Origin of the sequence: Rhizobium indicum (assembly GCF_005862305.2) — a bacterium.
Classification (GTDB): domain Bacteria; phylum Pseudomonadota; class Alphaproteobacteria; order Rhizobiales; family Rhizobiaceae; genus Rhizobium; species Rhizobium indicum.
Window position 1 is genome coordinate 147,239 of the sequence record NZ_CP054021.1, and the last position, 16,413, is coordinate 163,651.

The 16,413-nt window shown below is 61.3% G+C and carries 14 protein-coding genes and 1 riboswitch; of the genes, 9 read left to right on the forward strand and 5 right to left on the reverse strand.

What is annotated here, in order from left to right; genetic code table 11:
• The first annotated feature begins 117 nt into the window (after positions 1–117).
• The 8 genes from FFM53_RS00655 to sufA all read left to right on the forward strand — a co-directional run bounded on the left by FFM53_RS00655 (position 118) and on the right by sufA (position 7,417).
• Entirely contained in the window at positions 118–1,335 is a 1,218-nt protein-coding gene (locus FFM53_RS00655) for a cysteine desulfurase family protein (RefSeq protein ID WP_138389097.1), read from the forward strand.
• A gap of 93 nt (positions 1,336–1,428) precedes the next feature.
• Positions 1,429–2,898, forward strand: coding sequence for a Fe-S cluster assembly protein SufB (gene sufB, locus FFM53_RS00660; RefSeq protein WP_138389098.1), 1,470 nt, complete (start codon positions 1,429–1,431; stop codon positions 2,896–2,898).
• Between the two features lies 1 nt (position 2,899).
• Positions 2,900–3,145 (forward strand): hypothetical protein, encoded by a 246-nt coding sequence (locus tag FFM53_RS00665; protein ID WP_138329343.1) that lies wholly within the window; start codon positions 2,900–2,902, stop codon positions 3,143–3,145.
• A gap of 80 nt (positions 3,146–3,225) precedes the next feature.
• On the forward strand, positions 3,226–3,981 hold the full coding sequence (gene sufC / locus FFM53_RS00670) for a Fe-S cluster assembly ATPase SufC (protein WP_018445225.1): 756 nt from the start codon (positions 3,226–3,228) through the stop codon (positions 3,979–3,981).
• 25 nt (positions 3,982–4,006) lie between these two features.
• Complete coding sequence (gene sufD / locus FFM53_RS00675; RefSeq protein WP_138389099.1) at positions 4,007–5,281, forward strand: Fe-S cluster assembly protein SufD; 1,275 nt, start codon at positions 4,007–4,009, stop codon at positions 5,279–5,281.
• A gap of 12 nt (positions 5,282–5,293) precedes the next feature.
• Positions 5,294–6,535, forward strand: a complete 1,242-nt coding sequence (locus FFM53_RS00680) for a cysteine desulfurase (RefSeq protein WP_138389100.1) — start codon at positions 5,294–5,296, stop codon at positions 6,533–6,535.
• A 12-nt stretch (positions 6,536–6,547) separates the two neighbouring features.
• Positions 6,548–6,928: an SUF system Fe-S cluster assembly protein gene (locus tag FFM53_RS00685; protein WP_138389101.1), complete on the forward strand. Its 381-nt coding sequence runs from the start codon at positions 6,548–6,550 to the stop codon at positions 6,926–6,928.
• Between the two features lie 96 nt (positions 6,929–7,024).
• A complete protein-coding gene (gene sufA, locus FFM53_RS00690) occupies positions 7,025–7,417 on the forward strand; it encodes a Fe-S cluster assembly scaffold SufA (protein WP_138389102.1) in 393 nt (130 codons plus the stop codon).
• 58 nt (positions 7,418–7,475) lie between these two features.
• Here sufA and FFM53_RS00695 read toward each other — a convergent pair whose 3' ends face one another.
• Both FFM53_RS00695 and FFM53_RS00700 read right to left on the reverse strand, forming a co-directional pair.
• Entirely contained in the window at positions 7,476–7,781 is a 306-nt protein-coding gene (locus FFM53_RS00695; RefSeq protein ID WP_138389103.1) for a flagellar basal body rod protein FlgC, read from the reverse strand.
• 165 nt (positions 7,782–7,946) lie between these two features.
• Positions 7,947–8,993 carry a glycoside hydrolase family 25 protein gene (locus FFM53_RS00700; RefSeq protein ID WP_138389104.1) on the reverse strand — a complete coding sequence of 349 codons (1,047 nt, stop codon included), beginning with the start codon at positions 8,991–8,993 and terminating at the stop codon, positions 7,947–7,949.
• 953 nt (positions 8,994–9,946) lie between these two features.
• Between FFM53_RS00700 and FFM53_RS00705 the strand changes: the two genes are divergently transcribed.
• On the forward strand, positions 9,947–11,581 hold the full coding sequence (locus FFM53_RS00705; protein WP_173883520.1) for a DUF1254 domain-containing protein: 1,635 nt from the start codon (positions 9,947–9,949) through the stop codon (positions 11,579–11,581).
• A gap of 145 nt (positions 11,582–11,726) precedes the next feature.
• On the opposite strand, the gene gcvP is transcribed toward FFM53_RS00705, so the two are convergent.
• Genes gcvP through gcvT form a run of 3 tightly spaced genes read right to left on the reverse strand, consistent with a single transcriptional unit; the run spans position 11,727 to position 16,113 of the window.
• On the reverse strand, positions 11,727–14,591 hold the full coding sequence (gene gcvP / locus FFM53_RS00710; protein ID WP_173883521.1) for an aminomethyl-transferring glycine dehydrogenase: 2,865 nt from the start codon (positions 14,589–14,591) through the stop codon (positions 11,727–11,729).
• The gene (gene gcvH / locus FFM53_RS00715; RefSeq protein ID WP_003539971.1) at positions 14,591–14,953 is read right to left on the reverse strand and encodes a glycine cleavage system protein GcvH; all 363 of its coding nucleotides are present in this window, start codon (positions 14,951–14,953) and stop codon (positions 14,591–14,593) included. Before gcvH ends, gcvP begins: the two co-directional genes overlap by 1 nt.
• A 23-nt stretch (positions 14,954–14,976) precedes the next feature.
• The gene (gene gcvT, locus FFM53_RS00720) at positions 14,977–16,113 is read right to left on the reverse strand and encodes a glycine cleavage system aminomethyltransferase GcvT (protein ID WP_138389107.1); all 1,137 of its coding nucleotides are present in this window, start codon (positions 16,111–16,113) and stop codon (positions 14,977–14,979) included.
• Between the two features lie 156 nt (positions 16,114–16,269).
• Positions 16,270–16,362: riboswitch (glycine riboswitch) on the reverse strand.
• Positions 16,363–16,413: the final 51 nt, after the last annotated feature.

Genomic DNA, 16,413 nt, shown 5'->3' on the forward strand with positions numbered 1-16,413 from the left:
AACTTGCATGGCGATCCACGCATCGTGGAATGTGTCATAAGGCAAGCCCGGCGGAAATTTCAAGAAAAATGAACCGCGGATGCTGAAGCAAGCTCGTCAAGCGCAGGACTGAAGATCATGGCGCCGCCACGCCTTTATCTCGACTGGAACGCCACAGCGCCGCTGCACCCCGCAGCACGCGCGGCGATCATGCGCGCCATCGACATTTTCGGCAATCCAAATTCCGTTCACGGCGAGGGCCGGGCCGCCCGCGCCGCCATCGAAGGCGCACGGCGCAAGGTGGCAGCACTTGCCGGCACCGATGCCGGCAATGTGGTCTTTACCAGCGGCGCGACCGAGGCCGCCAATCTGGTGCTGACGTCGGATTTCCGCATGGGCCGCACGCCGCTCCGCCTTGGCCATCTCTATTTCTCGGCGATCGAGCATCCGGCGGTGCGCGAAGGCGGCCGCTTCGCCAAAGAGAAGATGACGGAGATCCCGGTGACGGAAGCCGGCATCGTCGATCTCGATGCGCTCGGCCTGCTGCTCGATGCGCATGACAAGGCCGCCGGCCTGCCGATGGTCGCTATCATGCTCGTCAATAACGAGACGGGCATCGTCCAGCCGGTCGAGGCGGCGGCAAAGATCGTCCACGCCCATGGCGGGCTCTTCGTCGTCGACGCCGTGCAGGCGGCCGGCCGCATCGCGCTCGATATCGGCAAGATCGGCGCCGACTTCATGATCGTTTCCTCGCACAAGATCGGCGGGCCGAAGGGTGCCGGCGCGCTCATTGCGCAGGGCGAGGCGCTGATGCCCAGGCCGCTGATCCAAGGCGGCGGGCAGGAGCGGGGTCACCGCTCAGGGACACAGAATTCGCTGGCGCTGATCGGCTTCGGCGCGGCGGCAGAAGCCGCGGCAGACGAACTCGAGGCGCGTAATGCGGCGATCGGCGTGTTGCGCGAGCGGCTGGAAGCCGGCATGCGTGAGGTAGCAGCCGATGTGATGATCCACGGCGAGGGCGGCGAGCGCGTCGCCAATACGATCTTCTTCACCCTACCGGGGCTGAAGGCCGAGACTGGACAGATTGCTTTCGACCTCGAAGGCGTTGCCCTATCCGCAGGCTCTGCCTGCTCGTCCGGCCGGCTCGGCGAAAGCCATGTGCTGACGGCGATGGGCCGTGACGCCAAGCTCGGGGCGCTGCGCATCTCGCTCGGCTTTTCGACGACGGAAGAGGATATCGACAGGGCGATTGCGGCTTTCGCAAAGATCGCCAACCGGCGCAGGTCGGCTGGGGAGGCGGCGTGCCCGCTGTCAAAACTTGCGGAAACGCAAATTTCTGCTTGCCAATCGGGCTGAAAAGTCCCTTTTGGCCTCTTACATGAGGGGCAAGGTAATTGCCCAAACGCTACAAGCTGCCGGACCTTGTATCCGGCGAGATTGGAGAATGAGATGGCTGCGGTGCAGGAAACAATCGACCAGGTGCGCCTGATCGATGTGGACCAGTATAAATACGGTTTCGAGACCGTCATCGAGATGGACAAGGCGCCGAAAGGCCTGTCCGAAGATATCATCCGCTTCATTTCGGCGAAGAAGCAGGAGCCGGAGTGGATGCTGGAATGGCGTCTCGAGGCCTATCGTCGCTGGCTGACGCTGGAAGAGCCGACCTGGGCGCGCGTCAACTATCCGAAGATCGATTTCAACGACATCTATTATTACGCCGCGCCGAAGAGCACGCCGGGTCCAAAGTCGCTCGACGAGGTCGATCCGGAGCTGTTGAAGGTCTATGAGAAGCTCGGCATCCCGCTGCGTGAGCAGGAGATCCTTGCCGGCGTCGAGAAGCCGAAGATCGCCGTCGACGCTGTTTTCGACAGCGTTTCGGTCGTTACCACCTTCAAGGCAGAGCTGAAGAAGGCCGGCGTGATCTTCATGTCGATCTCAGAAGCCATCCGCGAGTATCCGGAACTGGTGCAGAAGTACCTCGGCTCCGTCGTTCCGACCAGCGACAACTACTATGCGACGCTCAATTCAGCGGTCTTTACCGACGGTTCCTTCGTCTTCGTGCCGAAGGGCGTTCGCTGCCCGATGGAGCTTTCGACCTATTTCCGCATCAACGAGAAGGGCACCGGCCAGTTCGAGCGCACGCTGATCATCGCGGAAGAGGGCGCTTACGTCTCCTATCTCGAAGGCTGCACGGCGCCGCAGCGCGACGAAAACCAGCTGCATGCGGCTGTCGTCGAACTCGTTGCGCTCGATGATGCCGAGATCAAATATTCGACCGTCCAGAACTGGTATCCGGGCGACAAGAACGGCAAGGGCGGCATCTACAACTTCGTCACCAAGCGCGGCGATTGCCGCGGCGACCGTTCGAAGATTTCGTGGACGCAGGTCGAAACCGGCTCGGCAATCACCTGGAAATATCCGTCCTGCATTCTGCGCGGCGACGACAGCCGCGGCGAGTTCTATTCGATCGCGGTATCGAACGGCCATCAGCAGATCGACAGCGGCACCAAGATGATCCATCTCGGCAAGAACACGTCGAGCCGCATCGTCTCCAAGGGCATCGCCGCCGGCGTGTCCAACAACACCTATCGCGGCCAGGTCTCGGCCCACCGCAAGGCTTCGAACGCGCGCAACTTCACCCAGTGCGATTCGCTGCTGATCGGCGACAAGTGCGGCGCCCATACCGTGCCTTATATCGAGGCGAAGAATTCGACGGCGCAGTTCGAGCATGAAGCCACGACCTCGAAGATCTCCGAGGACCAGCTGTTCTACTGCCTGCAGCGCGGCATCCCGACCGAAGCGGCGATCGCACTAATCGTCAACGGCTTCGTCAAGGAAGTCCTGCAGGAACTGCCGATGGAATTCGCCGTCGAGGCGCAGAAGCTGATCAGCATCTCGCTCGAGGGCAGCGTGGGCTGACATGAACGAGACGGACAAGAAACGCATTCTTGAACGTCTGGAAAACATGCGCGGGGAGATATTGGCGAAAATTCGCCCCCGCGAGCAGAGATATGAAACCGAGAAACCGCCGGAGCAGCCCTATGTGTTTCTCCAGCAGCGCATGGAAAAGCCGGGAAAGATCGTTCAGGGGATCCCGGAATTTCTCGAATGGCTTTGGCTCGTAACGGTCGCGGTTTTCCGTGTCATCCGTTTTTTTGGGCGATAGCACCGAGCCCCACATGATGATGTCCTTACAAATTACGCGAGGCTCCGACGAGCTACGCAGAGAAAACGCAGGAACCAAAGATGCTTGAAATCAGAAACCTTCATGCCCGCATCGCCGAAGACGGCACCGAGATCATCCGTGGCCTGAACCTGACGGTGAAGGCCGGCGAAGTTGCCGCGATCATGGGGCCGAACGGCTCCGGCAAGTCGACGCTCTCTTATGTGCTGTCCGGCCGCAGCGACTACGAAGTCACCGAGGGCGATATTCTCTACAATGGCGAAAGCATTCTCGAGCTCGATCCGGCCGAGCGCGCCGCCAAGGGCATTTTCCTCGCCTTCCAGTACCCGGTCGAAATTCCGGGCGTCGCCACCATGCAGTTCCTGAAGGTGGCGATGAACGAGCAGCGCAAGGCGCGCGGCGAGGACGAGTTGACGACGCCGGACTTCATGCGCCGCGTCAAGGATGCCGCCGGCAAGCTGCAGATCAATACCGAGATGCTGAAGCGGCCGCTGAACGTCGGCTTCTCCGGCGGCGAAAAGAAGCGGGCCGAGATCCTGCAGATGGCGCTGCTCGAACCGAAGCTGTGCGTGCTTGACGAAACCGATTCCGGCCTCGACATCGATGCGCTGAAGATCGTCGCCGACGGCGTCAACGCGCTGCGTTCGCCGGACCGCGCGGTCGTGGTCATCACCCACTACCAGCGCCTGCTCGACTATATCGTGCCGGATACCGTCCACGTGCTCTATAAGGGCCAGGTGATCAAGTCGGGCGACAAGACGCTGGCGCATGAGCTGGAAGCCAACGGCTATGCCGACATCATCGGCACGGCGGCCTGAGTTTCGGGTGGAAAGGACGACGTCCATGAACATGCAGACGACGAGCCGCCTGACTGCGGCCGAGACGGCGCTGATCGAGGCTTTCAACCAGCAGATCGGCGAGCTGCCGGGCAATGGCGCGGTGACGGCACTGCGCGACCGGCTTCTCGACGACCTGAAGAAGGCCGGCCTGCCGACGCGCCGCATCGAGGCCTGGCATTATACCGACCTCAAGAATCTGCTGCGCACCGTTCCGCAGCAGGCGGGCGATGCCGGCTCGGAGGCTTTGGAGCCGCTCGTTGCTGATGCCACGGTGCTGGCGGTGATCCAAGGCCATTCCAACCAGAAGGCTACGGTCGACGGTCTTGGCGTTTCGGCCTATTCCGAACGTCTGCTTGACGGCTCTGCCGCAGGCGGGCTCGATGCGCTCGGCAGCGACGACGCGGTCGGCCGCATCAATGGCAGCTTCGTGCGCGATGGCTATGTCATCGACGTGCCTGCCGAGACCGAGCTTGAAAACCCGCTCGAAATCCAGTTCATCCATGCGGGCGGGCAGACGCATACGCGCTTGCCTGTGTCCTTCGGCGCCGGTGTCAAGGCGACCGTCATCGAGCGTCACCGCACGGTGACCGGCGATGCTGCGCTGGTGTCCCATGTCACCGACATCACGGTTGGCGAAGGCACGGAACTGACCTGGATCATCCTGCAGCAGCAGGGGGCCGACGATACGCATCTCGGGCAGATCCGCATTGATCTCGGCGCTGACGCCAAGCTCCGGCTTTTTGTCATCAATGCCGGCGGCAAGCTGGTGCGCCAGGAGCTGCATATCAAGGTGACGGGCGAGGGCGCCGATCTGACGTTGCGCGGCATCAACCTGCTCGGGGCAGAAAGCCATACCGACGTGACGATGGTGCTCGGCCACGACGTGCCGAATACCGGCTCTACCGAAGTCATCCGCAACGTCGTCTTCGACCGCGCCAAGGGCGTCTTCCAGGGCATGATCCGGGTGGCGCCCGATGCGCAGAAAACCGATGCCAAGATGGCCTGCAACACGCTGTTGATGTCCGACGATGCCGAATTCTCGGTCAAGCCCGAGCTCGAAATCTTCGCCGACGACGTGCAGTGCGGCCACGGCGCCACGGTGACCGATATCGACGCCAACCATCTCTATTACATGATGGCGCGCGGCATTCCGGAGAACAAGGCGCGGGCGATGCTCGTCAACGCCTTCGTCGCCGAGATCGTCGAGGAACTTGATGATGAAGCCCTGGTCGAGGCGCTGGAAGGCGTGATTTCGGCCTGGCTCGAAAAGCACGCCTGATCGGATATATTAATGGACAAGATAGTGCCGGCCACGCAATACGACGTCGAAGCCATCCGCCGGGATTTCCCGATCCTGGCGGAAAAGGTGCATGGCAAGCCGCTGGTCTATCTCGACAACGGCGCATCGGCGCAGAAGCCGCAGGTGGTGATCGACGCCATCTCGCATGCCTATTCCCATGAATATGCCAATGTGCATCGTGGCCTGCACTATCTTTCCAACGCCGCGACGGATGCCTATGAGGGAGCGCGCGAGAAGGTCCGCCGCTTCCTCAACGCGCCTTCGGTGAACGACATCGTCTTCACCAAGAATTCGACGGAAGCGATCAATACCGTGGCCTATGGCTGGGGCATGCCGAAGATTGGCGAAGGCGACGAGATCGCCCTGACGATCATGGAGCACCATTCCAACATCGTGCCCTGGCACTTCATCCGCGAGCGGCAAGGGGCCAAACTCGTCTGGGTGCCTGTTGACGACGAGGGCGCCTTCCATATCGAGGATTTCGAAAAGAGCCTGACGGAGCGCACCAAGCTCGTCGCCATCACCCATATGTCGAATGCGCTCGGCACGATCGTTCCGGTCAAGGAAGTCTGCCGGATCGCGCATGAGCGCGGCATCCCAGTGCTGATCGACGGCAGCCAGGGCGCTGTGCATCTGCCTGTTGACGTGCAGGATATCGATTGCGACTGGTACGTCATGACCGGCCATAAGCTCTATGGCCCGTCCGGCATTGGCGTGCTCTACGGCAAGAAGGAGCGGCTTTTCGAGATGCGCCCCTTCCAGGGCGGCGGCGAGATGATCTTCGAAGTCGCCGAGGACGTGGTTACCTATAATGATCCGCCCCATCGCTTCGAGGCCGGCACGCCGCCGATCGTGCAGGCGATCGGGCTGGGTTACGCACTCGATTATATGGAGAAGATCGGCCGCGAGGCGATCGCCCGGCATGAGGCCGATCTTGCCGCCTATGCGGTCGAGCGACTGAAATCCGTCAACTCGCTGCGCGTCTTCGGGACGGCGCCCGACAAGGGCAGCATCTTTTCCTTCGAGCTTGCCGGCATTCATGCCCATGACGTCTCGATGGTGATCGACCGGCAGGGTGTTGCGGTCAGGGCCGGCACGCATTGCGCCATGCCGCTCTTGAAACGCTTCGGCGTCACCTCCACATGCCGTGCATCCTTCGGCATGTACAATACCCGCGCCGAGGTCGATGCCCTGGCCGATGCGCTTGATTATGCGCGCAAGTTCTTTGCTTGAGGAGTGTCCGTGATGAGCCTGGACGAAAGCGAACAGAAGATCGACGTGCGCGAAGGCATCGTGCATTCCAGCATTCCGGCCGATGAGCTGGCACGGCTGAGCGACGACGTCATCAGCGCGCTGAAGACGGTCTACGATCCGGAAATTCCCGCCGATATCTTCGAGCTCGGTCTGATCTACAAGATCGACATCGAGGACGACCGGATGGTGAAAATCATGATGACGCTGACTGCACCCGGCTGCCCGGTGGCCGGCGAGATGCCCGACTGGGTCGAAAACGCCGTCGGCGCCGTCGAGGGCGTGTCGGGCGTCGAGGTTGCCATGACCTTCGATCCGCCATGGACGCCGGACCGCATGTCGGAAGAGGCGCAGGTCGCCGTCGGCTGGTACTGATACAGTACCGTGGTATTGATCCGTTTACCTCGGAAGACTACATTTGAATCACGAAGCGCCGGATCTTGACCCCGGTTGCGGAAGGAGAATGAGCCGATGGGCTTTGCAATCATGAGCATGACGGACGGTGCTGCGGCTCGCGTCAAGGCGATCGTCGAGAACTCGGGACCGGATGCCAAGGGCGTGCGCGTCGGCATCAAGAAGGGCGGCTGCGCCGGGATGGAATATACCATCGACCTCGTGACCGAGCCCAATGCCAAGGACGACCTGATCGAGCGCGATGGTGCAAAGGTCTGGGTCGAGCCATCCGCGGCTCTTTACCTGCTCGGCACCGAGATGGGGTTTGAGATGACGACGCTCCGCTCCGGCTTCACCTTCACCAATCCGAACCAGACATCGGCCTGCGGCTGCGGCGAATCCGTCGAGCTGAAGCCTGCCGATCTCGCGGCCCTTGCCGCCCAGCGCCAGGGCGAGCCGGCGCATTCCTGACAGCTTCAGAGCGGCGGAAAATTCTCCGCCAGCAAGTCTCCGATGAAATCGGGCGTGTTCAGTCGCGCTTGATGCTCATCAGCATTTCCCACATGTCGGCGCCGGTCTCGAAGACCACGGCGTTCGCCTTGTAGTTCTGCTCGGCTTCGATCAGGTCGGTGAGTTCGGTGGCAGGATCGACATCTGATGCGGTCGGGCTGACGACGACCTGGACGCCGCCTGATGCAACGGAGGTGAGGCTGGTGTTCAGCCTTGCATAGCCCGGCGTGCTGCTGTTTGCGATGTTGTTGGCAATTGCGCCGACCCGCGTCGTCTGCGCCCGCATTCCCGAAAGAGCAGTGCTCGTAATGCCCGATATGCTCATCAGCCGTTTCCCCAGAACTGGATGAAATTCTTGTACATGCAAGGGCTTAGGGAATGTTGAAGGCGTTGCGTTAGCAAAGACCTATAGGTTCGCGCATCTTCGCATCCATCTGTTCCGGATTGGCACGGAACGGGGTCGGGGGCGCGGAGCCATGGCCAGGCTTCGCTATCGCGACGCCACCCAGTCGTGCCAATCGCTCTCGTTGCCGTTGAAGACGTTGAGGTCGATCTTGCCGTCGACGCCTTCGGAAAGGCCAGAGCCGGAATACTGCCAGAAGACCCACTTGCGGCCGGGATAGACCTTGGAGGGATGAGCGGCCACCGAGCGCAGCCAGAAGGGATAGTCGAGCAGTTGACCCTTCAAATTGTCGCGGTAGAAATCCGGCGCGGTATAGATGATCGGGCGCTGACCGTAATGGCGCTCCAGCTTATCCATGAAAACCTGCATCTTTTCCCGAACACGTGTGGGGGAGATGCGCCTCTTGCAGCTCGATTCGCCGTTCCATTCGACGTCGATGACGGGCGGAAGAGCGTTGGCTTCCCTTGGCACGTTGCGGATGAACCAGTCGGCCTGCTCACCGCCTGTCCGGCACCAGTAGAAGAAGTGATAGGCGCCGTGTTTCAGGCCGGCTTCCTTGGCCCGGCGCCAGTTCTTCCTGAACATCGGATCAAGGTGATCGCCGCCGTCGGTCGCCTTGATGTAGACGAAGTTGGCGCCTTGCCGCCGCAACGTCTGCCAGTCGATCTCGCCCTGCCAACGCGACACGTCGACGCCGTGCACGGCAAGCTTTCTCGGCGAGGTGGAGCCGAAGTTGATCGGCTTGGCATCGCGGAACCGGTGGCCGTAAATTTGTCCGCGTGTCGGCGATCTCGTGCCGACATCGGGCATTGCATTGCCGGCGGGATTGGCCGGCATCAGCAGCGCGACCGGCTTATCTGTCGGCAGCGGCATGCCGACCGGCCTGTCGGCGGGCACGAGCGCCTGCGGCTCGGGAACTTGTCCAGCCCAGCTCAACGCCTGTTGCGGCGGGCTTGCCTGCGGCGCTGAAACGCCCACCGCGGCGGCAGGAATCGGGCCGCTCGGCTGGGCGATGGCATTGGTCGTTTCCGGAGACGGCACGTTGCCCAGCACATCTTCGGCGCCAGAACTGGCAGCGCATCCCGAGAGGATCAGGGCGGCGAGGAGGATTGCTGGCACTGCCGATGGACGCATAAGAACCTGCACGCAAAACAAGGGATCGACGGTGATCCATATTGATGGAAGCCGCCTTTCTAAAAGGCTAACAGAGACTTGCTAAGAAAGGTTAAATTTGATCCTACTGCATAATTTCGCAATTATGTAGGATCCGCCACCCAGACGAGATCGCGACCTTTGAGCCGCAGCGAGCTGCTTTCGACACGGTCCTGCAAGTCTACGACGAGAATTAGCGTCCTGACGGCGCTGTCCGAATTCGTTCGAGAAAACCTCCGAAGATCGCTGCAAGTTCGGTCACGCCGCTATTCAAGGACATCGACAAACGCGGAACTCTCCTGCGCATCCTAAGGGAAGCAGACACTCCAGTGTCGACTTTCGACTGTGCCAGGAAATTCGCGTTGCAAACTTCGAGGTGACCGAGAATTCTCGGCGGCACTTCTGGCATCGGATCGGATAGCAGCGCTCGTGTCCGCAGTTGATGCAAACCGGGCGGCCCCCGTCTCCGGCTAACGGATCAGGCAGAAAGCCTTGAAGGTGTCGTCCTCGGATACCTCCCGAAGCTTCTTAAGGGTGAATGTCCGGCTTTCCGGCGACAACAGGTATCAATCTGAACATTCCTTAGACCTAGCAGATCCGCAGGAGCGCGCGTCGATCGGGCGTGCTTTGAATGGTAAATCGATTCTTCAAGAAGACTTTTCTGCGCGAGGCTCAAACTGGAATCGACTGACAAGTGTGGGCATTTACCGCGTATGTTACTGTAACGTACTTGCTATTTCACGGCATCGTGAAAGGGTTTCACATCGTCCGATTTGCAGACCCACTGGCTCAAAAATCTCATGAGGACAATCTTGTCCAAAAAGTATTCGCGGAGCAAGCTCGGGTGACGGGACATGTGCATCGCGCCATAGACACCCGGTAACGTGGTGTTGTCCGCGCCAATCCAAAGTCTTACTCAAGAAATGGAGGACAGCATGACACATATCGGAAGAAAGCTTTCATTTGTTGCAGTTTTTATCACCGCAACCGTCGTCAACGGCGGGAATCTAGCTTTCGGCCAGACGGCGGGCGAAATCCCACCGATCCTGGTTACCCCGGATAAAGTCGAGTCTCGCATTGGTACGCTCGAGTTCAAGGACGGTGCTCCCAGCCCAGAAACTGTCAAAAAGGTTTATGACACGCTTGATTTTACCCGCGCCCTTGACGTGTTCCTCAACAGCTATGGTGGCGCATCCGCCTATGCGATCCGCAAGGGTCTGCTCAGCATCGGCGCGGAGGACAACACGGTCACCCTTTACCCCGAGTTGATGGATTCTAAGTCGCTGTTCCTCACGGCCAATGCCGACACCGTCTACTATTTCAGCATTGTGGATTTGACTAAGGGGCCGATCGTGGTCGAGCAACCTCCTATGGGGGTAGGCACGATCAATGACATGTGGTTTGGCTGGATCATCGATGTCGGGTTCCCCGGCCCCGACCGCGGCGAAGGCGGAAGATACCTGCTGCTGCCACCCGGCTATGACGGTCCGGTTCCCGAAGGCGGTTTCTATGTAGCGCGGTCGAAGACGAACCGGGTCATCTATGCATCTCGCGGTTACCTCGTAGACAACGATCCGAAGCCGACTGTCGAGAACATCAAGAAGAATATGAAGATCTATCCCTACACGCCGGGCGGTGTCGGCACGAGCATCGCAACGGCGCTCGAAGGCAAAGTCAGGCTTGAATCGAACCCGCCGCTTCCTGAAACCAGGTTCCTCGAGGCGAGCGGCAAGGCGTTCAATACGATCCCCCCAAGCGACTATTCGTTCTTCGAGATGATCAACGCCAATGTTCAGGCAGAGCCGGCCGATTCCTACAATCCGGAACTTGCAGGCCAATTGGCAGCCATCGGTATCGTCAAGGGCAAGGAATTCAAACCGGACGACCGGATGAAGAAGATTCTGACCGACGCAGCAGCGGTGGGAAACGCGGCCAGCCGTGCGCTGAACTGGCGTTCCAGCGGCCCCCATCCTGATTGGTCGTACTATCCAGACTCAATGTGGGGAAACATGCTGTGGGAGGGTGGCGCAAATTTCGAAACCCCGCCGCCGATGATTACCAAAGAGGGTCTTTTCGCACCATTGCCGCCGACCGGTGCTCGAACCCTCGACTCGAAAACCGCGTTCTACTTCGGCTACACGCTCGACTCGCCCGGCATGATCATGCGGCTCCCCAAGGTCGGGTCGCAATATCTCATGGGTTTCCTGGACGCCAACAAGAACGACCTCGACGGCGGCAAGACCTACAAGGTGACGCTACCGAAGGACATTCCAGCGGCCGCGTTCTGGTCCTTTACCCTCTACGACAACCAGTCGCGCTCGATGCTCCAGACGCCGCAAGGCTACCCGCGCGCTGGCAGCCAGAGCTATCCATCGCCCGCCGCCGAAGCGGACGCGGATGGCGCGACGACGATCTATTTCGGCCCGACCCAACCCGAGGGCGTGAAACGGGGTAATTGGATCCAGACAATGCCCGGCAAGGGCTGGTTCACGCTCCTTCGCCTGTACAGCCCGCTGGAACCGTTCTTCACGAAGGAGTGGCGGTTGAGCGAAATCGAACTCGTTCCCTAATGTTGGGAATGTGGGAGCAATGCTGACCATCGCGCGGAAGTAGTCTCTTGCGACAGGCGTCCTTTGCTGAAAAGACGCGCGGCGCTGTAGTGCGCCCAAAGCGGGCAGCCCCTCCAAAGCGCGGGAGGGCCTGCCCGGATTGCTGTTATTCCGCGGCCTCCGCGTAGCTTTCCACTGGCGGGCAGGTGCAGATCAGGTTGCGGTCGCCATAGACATTGTCGACGCGGTTGACCGGCGACCAGTATTTGTCGACGCGGAAGGCGCCGGGCGGGAAGCAGGCCTGTTCCCGGCTGTAGGGGCGGTCCCATTCGCCGACGAGATCCTCGACGGTGTGAGGGGCGTTCTTCAGCGGATTGTTGGCCTTGTCCATGCGGCCGTCCTCGATGGCGCGGGCTTCCTCGCGGATCGCCAGCATCGCCTCGCAGAAACGGTCGAGTTCGGCCTTGGTCTCGCTTTCCGTCGGCTCGATCATCAGCGTGCCGGCGACCGGCCAGCTCATGGTCGGGGCATGGAAGCCGCAGTCGATCAGGCGCTTGGCGACGTCGTCGACGGTGACACCGGAGCTGTCGACCAGCGGGCGGGTGTCGATAATGCATTCATGCGCGACACGGCCGGCTTCCGATTTGTAGAGCACGTCATAAGCACCCTTCAGCCGGGTGGCGATATAGTTGGCGTTGAGGATCGCCACCTTGGTCGCCTGCGTCAGGCCTTCGCCGCCCATCATCAGGCAATAGCTCCAGGAGATCGGCAGGATCGAGGCGGAGCCGAAGGCGGCGGCCGAAACCGCACCCGAACGGCCGTCGGTCTCGGGATGGCCGGGCAGGTAGGGTGCCAGATGCGCTTTTACGCCGATCGGGCCCATGCCGGGGCCGCCGCCGCCATGCGGGATGCAGAAGGTCTTGTGCAGGTTCAGGTGGCTGACGTCGGAGCCGATGTCACCGGGGCGGGACAGGCCGACCATGGCGTTCATATTGGCGCCGTCGAGATAGACCTGGCCGCCATGCTCATGCACGAGATCGCAGATTTCCTTGACAGTCTCCTCGAAGACGCCGTGCGTCGAAGGGTAGGTGATCATGCAGCAGGAGAGGTTTGCCGCATGCTGCTCCGCCTTGGCGCGGAAATCGTCGAGATCGATATCGCCGTTTTCACGCACCTTGACGACCACCACCTTCATGCCGACCATCTGGGCCGAAGCCGGGTTGGTGCCGTGCGCCGAGGTTGGGATCAGGCAGACGTCGCGATGGCCGTCGCCATTGGCGATATGATAGTTGCGGATCGTCAGCAGGCCGGCATATTCGCCCTGCGCGCCGGAATTCGGCTGCATGGAGAAGGCGTCGTAGCCGGTGACGGCGCAGAGCTTTTCGATCAGGTCGTCGATCATCTCGCGGTAGCCGAGCGCCTGATCGGCTGGCACGAAGGGATGGATGTCGGAAAATTCCGGCCAGGTGATCGGCAGCATTTCCGCCGTGGCATTCAGCTTCATCGTGCAGGAGCCGAGCGGGATCATCGAGCGGTCGAGCGCCAGATCCCGGTCGGAAAGCCGGCGGATGTAACGCGTCATCTCGCTTTCGGCGCGGTTCATGTGGAAGATCGGATGGGTGAGGTAATCGCTGGTCCTGAGCAGGCCCTTCGGCAGGCGGTAGGAAGGCTCGAAATCGGCGATGGTGAAATTGCCGCCGAAGGCGCGCCAGACGGCTTCGAGCGTCGCCGGCCGGGTGCGTTCGTCGAGGCTCATGCCGATTTTGGTTTCGCCGACCTTGCGCAGATTGACGCCTTCGGCGACGGCTGCACGCAGGATGAGGCCCTGCATATGGCCGACATCGACGGTGATCGTGTCGAAGAAGGTCTCGGGTTCGACCTTGTAACCGAGCTTTTCCAGGCCCTTGGCCATCAGCACGGCCTTCTGGTGCACCTGCTGGGCGATCGCCTTGATGCCCTTCGGGCCGTGGAAGACGGCATACATCGAGGCCATGACGGCCAGCAGCACCTGGGCGGTGCAGATGTTCGACGTCGCCTTTTCGCGGCGGATATGCTGTTCGCGGGTCTGCAGCGACAGGCGATAGGCGCGGTTGCCACGGGCATCGACGGAAACGCCGACGAGGCGGCCAGGCATGGAGCGCTTGATGGCATCCTTGACCGACATATAGGCTGCGTGCGGGCCGCCATAGCCGACCGGGACGCCGAAGCGCTGCGAGGATCCGACGGCGATATCGGCGCCCATTTCGCCGGGGGATTTCAACAACGTCAACGCCAGGATATCGGCGGCGACGATTGCTATGGCGCCAGTCTGGTGCAGGCGCGAGATCAGGCCGGTAAAATCATGCACGTGACCGTGCGTGCCGGGATATTGGAAGATCGCGCCAAAGACGTCGACAGGATCGAGATCGGTGAAGGGGTTGCCGACGATGACGCTCCAGCCGAGCGGCTCGGCGCGGGTGCGGATCAGGGCAATAGTCTGCGGATGGCAGTCGGCATCGACGAAGAAGGCCTTCGCCTTCGACTTGGCGACGCGCTCGGCGATCGCCATGCCTTCGGCGGCGGCGGTCGCCTCGTCGAGGAGCGAGGCGTTGGCAACATCGAGACCCGTCAGATCACAGATCATCGTCTGGTAGTTCAGGAGCGCTTCCAGGCGGCCCTGGCTGATCTCCGGCTGGTAGGGCGTATAGGCAGTGTACCAGGCCGGGTTTTCCAGGATGTTGCGCTGGATGACCGGCGGCGTAATCGTGCCGTAATAACCCTGGCCGATCAGCGAGACCAGTACCTTGTTCTTGTTGGCGGTCTCGCGCAGCTTGTCGAGCGCCTCGCGCTCGGTCATCGGCGCGCCCCAGACGAGCGGCGCCTTTTGGCGGATCGAGGGCGGCAGCGTCGCGTCGATCAGGCCATCGAGGCTGTTGTAGCCGATCACCTTCAGCATATCGGTCATCTCGGCCGGCGAGGGTCCGATATGGCGGCGATTGGCGAAATCGTAGGGCTGATAGTCGGTGAACTGGAATTCTGTCGGCGTCGTCATTACGCAGTGAGCTCCTTGTAGGCCGCCTCGTCGAGCAGGCCATCGGCGTCCGCAGCATTTGCCAGCTTCAGCTTGAAGAACCAGCCGGCGCCCTGAGGATCGGAATTGACCAGCGACGGATCTGCAACGATGGCCGGATTGACCTCAGTGATCTCGCCATCAAGCGGACAATAGACATCGGAAGCAGCCTTGACCGATTCAACGGTCGCGGCATTGCCGTTCTTGGAGAAGGTCGCGCCGACTTCCGGCAATTCGACGAAAACCAGGTCGCCGAGCTGTTCGACGGCATAGGTGGTGATGCCGACCGTCGCAACGCCGCCTTCGATCTTCAGCCATTCGTGTTCTTCGGTAAATTTCAGCATTGTTCGTCCTCTCTGGAAAAGGTTTAGCGCTTGTAGGTCGGTGTGACGAAGGGCAGGGCGCTGACGGTGGTCGGCAGATATTTGCCGCGCACCTCGGCATAGACGAGCGTGCCTGCCGCAGCATGGGAGAGCGGCACGTAGCCCATGGCGACGGGGCCTTCGACGCTGGGGCCAAAGCCGCCCGAGGTGACTTCGCCGATTTCGACCTTGCCCTCGGCATCGGCATAGAGCTTGGCATGGCCGCGCACCGGCGCCTTGCCTTCCGGCTTCAGGCCGACGCGGCGGCGGGCAGCGCCGTTCTCGAGTTCGGACAGGATGCGGCCGGAGCCCGGGAAGCCGCCGGCACGCGCACCGTTGCCGCGCCTTGCCTTCTGCATGGCCCATTCCAGCGCCGCCTCGACCGGCGAGGTAGTCGTGTCGATATCGTTGCCGTAGAGGCAGAGGCCGGCTTCCAGGCGCAGCGAATCGCGGGCGCCGAGGCCGATCGCCTGGACATCGGGATGTTCGAGCAACCGCATGGTGACATCCACGGCCTTGTCTGATGGAATCGAGATCTCGAAGCCGTCCTCGCCGCTATAGCCGGAGCGGGAAACAAGACAGGAAACGTCGTGCAGGCGGCAGTGGCGCACGTCCATGAATTTCATCGCCGCGACGTCGGCCCAGAGCTCGGCAAGAACCGCAACCGCACGCGGCCCCTGCAGCGCGATCAAAGCGCGATCGAGAAGCGTGACGTCGCACTGGTCGCCGATATGGGCCTTGAGATGGGCGAGATCGGCTTCCTTGCAGGCGGCGTTGACGACGACGAAGAGGTGGTCGTCGAGATGGGCGATCATCAGGTCGTCGAGAATGCAGCCGGTGTCGTCGGTGAAAAAGCCGTAGCGCTGGCGGCCCTCGGCAAGGCCTAGGATGTCGACGGGCACGAGGCTTTCAAGCGCCAGCGCCGCATCCTCGTAGCTGCCCGATTTCGCCTTTACGATGACCTGGCCCATGTGGGAGACATCGAAGAGGCCGGCTTCGGCGCGGGTATGAAGATGCTCCTTCATCACGCCTGCGGGATATTGCACCGGCATGTCGTAACCGGCGAACGGCACCATGCGGGCGCCGAGCGAAAGATGCAGGGCATGCAGCGGGGTTTTCTTCAGGGCAGCAGTATCGTCCAAAAGACGCCTCCGGGGTTTGCGCCTTCTCGCGAAGGCGCGGGCTCAAATCTGAAGGCGCGGCTGCGCACTTCTCTCCTGAGCCCCCTCTGTCCCTTTGCCTGAGATTGTTATCCCTTCGGCGAGCGTTTCGAGAACGCTTCTCTCCAGAGTTCCGTCTGCCCCTTGCTGGTCCTTTTGCCTGAGAGTTTCCGGGGCGGTTGCTCCTTCGGCACCGGTGGCGAAAGCACCGGCTTCTCCCAACAAGGTTGGCGCAATTATCCGGCGGGTGCAGCACTTGGCAAGGCCAAATGTCGTGACCGG

Bases quoted from the DNA above. Each gene is read 5' to 3' on its own strand.
- FFM53_RS00655 (WP_138389097.1), top strand. From the start codon at position 118: ATGGCGCCGCCACGCCTTTATCTCGACTGGAACGCCACAGCGCCGCTG.
- sufB (WP_138389098.1), top strand. From the start codon at position 1,429: ATGGCTGCGGTGCAGGAAACAATCGACCAGGTGCGCCTGATCGATGTG.
- FFM53_RS00665 (WP_138329343.1), top strand. From the start codon at position 2,900: ATGAACGAGACGGACAAGAAACGCATTCTTGAACGTCTGGAAAACATG.
- sufC (WP_018445225.1), top strand. From the start codon at position 3,226: ATGCTTGAAATCAGAAACCTTCATGCCCGCATCGCCGAAGACGGCACC.
- sufD (WP_138389099.1), top strand. From the start codon at position 4,007: ATGAACATGCAGACGACGAGCCGCCTGACTGCGGCCGAGACGGCGCTG.
- FFM53_RS00680 (WP_138389100.1), top strand. From the start codon at position 5,294: ATGGACAAGATAGTGCCGGCCACGCAATACGACGTCGAAGCCATCCGC.
- FFM53_RS00685 (WP_138389101.1), top strand. From the start codon at position 6,548: ATGAGCCTGGACGAAAGCGAACAGAAGATCGACGTGCGCGAAGGCATC.
- sufA (WP_138389102.1), top strand. From the start codon at position 7,025: ATGGGCTTTGCAATCATGAGCATGACGGACGGTGCTGCGGCTCGCGTC.
- FFM53_RS00695 (WP_138389103.1), bottom strand. From the start codon at position 7,781: ATGAGCATATCGGGCATTACGAGCACTGCTCTTTCGGGAATGCGGGCG.
- FFM53_RS00700 (WP_138389104.1), bottom strand. From the start codon at position 8,993: ATGCGTCCATCGGCAGTGCCAGCAATCCTCCTCGCCGCCCTGATCCTC.
- FFM53_RS00705 (WP_173883520.1), top strand. From the start codon at position 9,947: ATGACACATATCGGAAGAAAGCTTTCATTTGTTGCAGTTTTTATCACC.
- gcvP (WP_173883521.1), bottom strand. From the start codon at position 14,591: ATGACGACGCCGACAGAATTCCAGTTCACCGACTATCAGCCCTACGAT.
- gcvH (WP_003539971.1), bottom strand. From the start codon at position 14,953: ATGCTGAAATTTACCGAAGAACACGAATGGCTGAAGATCGAAGGCGGC.